This is a genomic window from Streptomyces capoamus (assembly GCF_014654935.1).
GTDB lineage: Bacteria > Actinomycetota > Actinomycetes > Streptomycetales > Streptomycetaceae > Streptomyces > Streptomyces capoamus.
Map to the genome: position 1 here is coordinate 229,797 of NZ_BNBF01000004.1, position 3,358 is coordinate 233,154.

The window sequence follows — 3,358 nt, forward strand, 5'->3', positions numbered from 1 at the left end:
GGTCAGTGACCTCCGGCAGCTCCGTTATGCGCACATCTGTCTTTGCCGTCGTCACTGCCGTCATGATGCTTCCCTCCCGGGGTTGGGCCGATGGCCTCTCCGCCGAGACGAGCCTCCCGACCTCAGGCCCCTACCCGCGCACCCGCTGCACACGCCTGCCCGCCGCAACACGTCAGCCATACGGTGAGGTGAAGGGACCTCGGTGTAGCGGCCGTCTGGTGCGATGCTGCCGCAGTGCGCGCAGCGCCACTGCCTCCGACGGTGTTGGCTCCGCGTGCCGCACGGGCCCGACGCCGCCCAGGGGATCCACCGGGAAGACAGGGATACCCGGCGGACGGTTGCTGACGGTCGCGTACCAGGGCGGCCGGCAGCAGCGCATGGCCGTTCCCGCTGGAGGAACCGTTATGAACGGCGAAGGTGCCACCCCCGCCTGTCAGAGCTTTCGGAACGACTCGCCCAACGCTGGGGCGTCACCCCACGCCCCTCCGGTAAAACGGTCTGGGCCGAACTCAGCCTCGCCCCCTAAAGCCGACCCATCCGCAGAGTCTCGGGGCGCGGGCCACGACTCGCGTCGTCGGCCGAGGGCCGTTGTCTGACTTGTCGCCCTGGTCAGAGTGAAGCGTTCGCAGTGACCGGCGTGCATCGCATGCTGCCCGGGCACGATGTGAGGCTCAGGCCGGTGTGGAGAAGCGAGCGGGGAGCAGCGCCCGGGGTGAACGCTGTGTCTTACTGGTAATGCAGGAACTGGTCGCACAGCTCGGTCATATCCAGGATGGTGGCGGTGCGGGCGAGAACCACAGCAACTCTCGGTGCCCTGATCTCGAATGCCGACACCGCCTGCCTCGATCGCCGCGCGGGACCGCACCGGTGAAAACCCGGCTCCTCGTCGGCCAGCACCTGTACGACGTCCTCAGCATGCCGAGTGCGGCGCGGTGACCGGAGCCTGCCCTTTGCCGCAGCTCCCGGCACAGGGCAGCAGAACGCCGTGTTCCGCGCGGAAGGGCCGGGCTGCCAGGCCAAGGAGCCCGCTCGGATTGTTCGGCTGGCAGCCCAGGACCGAAGCGCCGATGGGCGTCTGGGGGCAACGTCGAGCCGGTCCGGTTTACGCCGCGGGGCGGAATCCGTCTGTAACCGGGAGCGAGCACCAGCCACCACCCGCCGGAGAGCTGAGCACGCCACGGCGTCGGAGTGTCCATGCGGTGCTCTGGGCCAGCCGGGCCATGATGAGGCATGACGTGCGACGGTCAGCAGTGGCAGGAGACCACGATCGCCGGCCTGCAGGTCCGCAACGACGGGGTTGCTGGCGACATCGAGGGCATGCGGTTGCTGGGCTGGCCGGGTGTTGTCCCCCTGTCAGTGATCCGGGCCGTGGGGCTCACGCCCGCCGACGAACCGACACCCGGAGGGAGGAATCGGGCCGCTTGCGACCTGAGCGTTCCCGAGGTGAAGCTGAACTTCTCCGTGTAGCGTCAGCATCAGCTGTCGTGGTTCCGAGGTACCGGTCGCCCGTGAGCGTGTACACGGGCGATCTTGCTGTTTACGACCCTGAGGGCCAGGCGATCACCTCCGGTTTCCGCACGGTGCGGTAGCCGACTTCGAGTCCCCTTGGAGGACCAAATGGCCAGTGGAACCGTCAAGTGGTTCAACGCGGAAAAGGGCTTCGGCTTCATCGAGCAGGACGGCGGCGGCCCGGATGTCTTCGCTCACTACTCCAACATCGCCAGCTCCGGCTTCCGTGAGCTCCAGGAAGGGCAGAGGGTGAACTTCGACGTCACCCAGGGCCAGAAGGGCCCTCAGGCGGAGAACATCACCCCCGCCTGAGCTTGCACCTCCACGGCACCCGCCCGGCGACGCTGGTCGGGTGCCTCAACCCGCGATCACCGGGACGCGGGCCAGGAGAGGCTTCAATGCTGCGGGCCTTGGCGATAGCGACCAGTGTGCCGCGCCGGCGGTGGCGCCTTTCGTGGTCCAGTACCTGCCGGGCTGCGGCGGGCGCGGCAGTCTGCAGCCGGGCGGTGATCTGGTCGGGGATCATGGCGTCGTACCCGGGCCACGGTTCGTTGCCGCGTAGCCGCTCGATGGCGTTCAGGATGTGCGGCCGGCTGGCGTGTTTGCGCTCGTAGCTGTCGAGGGTGGTCAGCTCCGCCCGGGAGAGCGTAGGCAGGCGCTGGATGATGTTGGCGGTGCTGAGGTGGTCGCACCAGAGAACCTGATATCGAAGCTGACCCGCACCTGAGGTGTGGGAGACGAACTCCATCGCGCCGTAGTGCGTGGTGATGCCGGGGATAAAGCCGAGCACGCCCACCAGCAGGAAGACAGCGCCGACCAGCAGCGCGGCCTGTTGGATGGACCACTGCAGGTCATTCCCGCTGGCAGCGAGCCAGCGCCGCTTCTGGCAGCAGCTTTGGGCAGCCTCCGAGTCGCCGGAGGGGTCCGCCCTGGCAGCTATTAGATGTTCCCGCCCCCGTTCGCCCCGCAGCCGCGAGGCCGGCAGTGAACGGGTCAGCGTCTGGGCTGGCTCGTGGGCAGGCGTGCGGCGAGGACGGCGACGTCGTTGGCGGGGTCGGAGGCCAGGCCGGTGAGGAGTTCGTCGCAGAAGGTGTCCAGCGGCTCGCGGGCGAGGGCGGTGGCGTACTGGCGCAGCCGGGTCATGCCCGCGTCCAGACCTTCGCCGCGGCGTTCGATCAGTCCGTCGGTGTAGAGCAGCACGGTGGAGCGGGCCGGCAGCAGCTCGGTGGCGTGCGAGCGCGTCGTGTGCGGATCGACACCGGGAAGGAGCCTGTGGCCGTCGGTGAGGAGGCGGGTGTCACCGTCGTGCGTCACCAGCAGCGGCGGCGGGTGCCCGGCGCTGGAGAATTCCAGCGTCCATGTGCCGTCCTCACGCGCCGAAGTGCCGAGCGGCGCGAGGTCTCGGCCGTACGCGTCGAGGACGGGAAGAAGCCGCCTGCAGGGGCAATGAGCGGTTACCGAGCGTGGGTGTGGGCCACCTTGCGCTGGACCGCACCGGACGGCTCGACGCACACGAACGAGGCCAAAAGTGCCGCCCACGACTCCGGCCGGGGCCACCGTCACCGTGTGGACGGACCAAAACGGCCGCATCACCGCCGAACCCCCGACCAAGGAAGCGGCTCGCCTGCACGCCGCCCTGGGCGGCGTGCTGACGGCGTCCGGGACGGGTGGGGCCGTGCTCGGTGCTGCCCGGGTGGTGCGCCTGGGGCTGGATCGGCAGCGTACGGCGCAGTGGGCTGCCGAGTGGGAGCACATCGACACCCGGAAGCGGTGGAAGAGCAGCTGATACTCAGGGTCGATGTGACAGCGCCTCCGGACCAAGGCCGTCAGACAGCCTCCGCTATCGCGG

Annotated in this window: 4 protein-coding genes and 2 pseudogenes; 3 read left to right on the forward strand and 3 right to left on the reverse strand. The window is 69.0% G+C overall.

The features are described 5' to 3' along the window. Positions 1 to 726 precede the first annotated feature (726 nt). The gene (locus IE312_RS09140; RefSeq protein WP_189980140.1) at positions 727 to 897 is read right to left on the reverse strand and encodes a hypothetical protein; all 171 of its coding nucleotides are present in this window, start codon (positions 895 to 897) and stop codon (positions 727 to 729) included. Positions 898 to 1,230: 333 nt separating this feature from the next. Here IE312_RS09140 and IE312_RS09145 point away from each other — a divergent pair, with 333 nt between their 5' ends. Together IE312_RS09145 and IE312_RS09150 are read left to right on the forward strand one after the other, a co-directional pair. Next, the gene (locus IE312_RS09145) at positions 1,231 to 1,467 is read left to right on the forward strand and encodes a hypothetical protein (RefSeq protein WP_189980141.1); all 237 of its coding nucleotides are present in this window, start codon (positions 1,231 to 1,233) and stop codon (positions 1,465 to 1,467) included. 150 nt (positions 1,468 to 1,617) lie between these two features. Next, positions 1,618 to 1,821, forward strand: a complete 204-nt coding sequence (locus tag IE312_RS09150; RefSeq protein ID WP_189980143.1) for a cold-shock protein — start codon at positions 1,618 to 1,620, stop codon at positions 1,819 to 1,821. Here the strand turns inward: IE312_RS09150 and IE312_RS39305 are convergent. Both IE312_RS39305 and IE312_RS44730 read right to left on the reverse strand, forming a co-directional pair. Then, positions 1,808 to 2,359, reverse strand: a complete 552-nt coding sequence (locus IE312_RS39305) for a DUF4383 domain-containing protein (RefSeq protein WP_306419724.1) — start codon at positions 2,357 to 2,359, stop codon at positions 1,808 to 1,810. The genes IE312_RS09150 and IE312_RS39305 overlap by 14 nt on opposite strands. 143 nt (positions 2,360 to 2,502) lie before the next feature. Then, a pseudogene (locus tag IE312_RS44730) lies at positions 2,503 to 2,865 on the reverse strand (PP2C family protein-serine/threonine phosphatase); the annotation flags it as partial. 90 nt (positions 2,866 to 2,955) lie between these two features. On the opposite strand from IE312_RS44730, the pseudogene IE312_RS39315 reads away from it, so the two are divergent. Continuing rightward, positions 2,956 to 3,295, forward strand: a pseudogene (locus IE312_RS39315) (Rv1733c family protein). Positions 3,296 to 3,358: the final 63 nt, after the last annotated feature.

Bases quoted from the DNA above. Each gene is read 5' to 3' on its own strand.
- IE312_RS09145 (WP_189980141.1), top strand. From the start codon at position 1,231: ATGACGTGCGACGGTCAGCAGTGGCAGGAGACCACGATCGCCGGCCTG.
- IE312_RS09150 (WP_189980143.1), top strand. From the start codon at position 1,618: ATGGCCAGTGGAACCGTCAAGTGGTTCAACGCGGAAAAGGGCTTCGGC.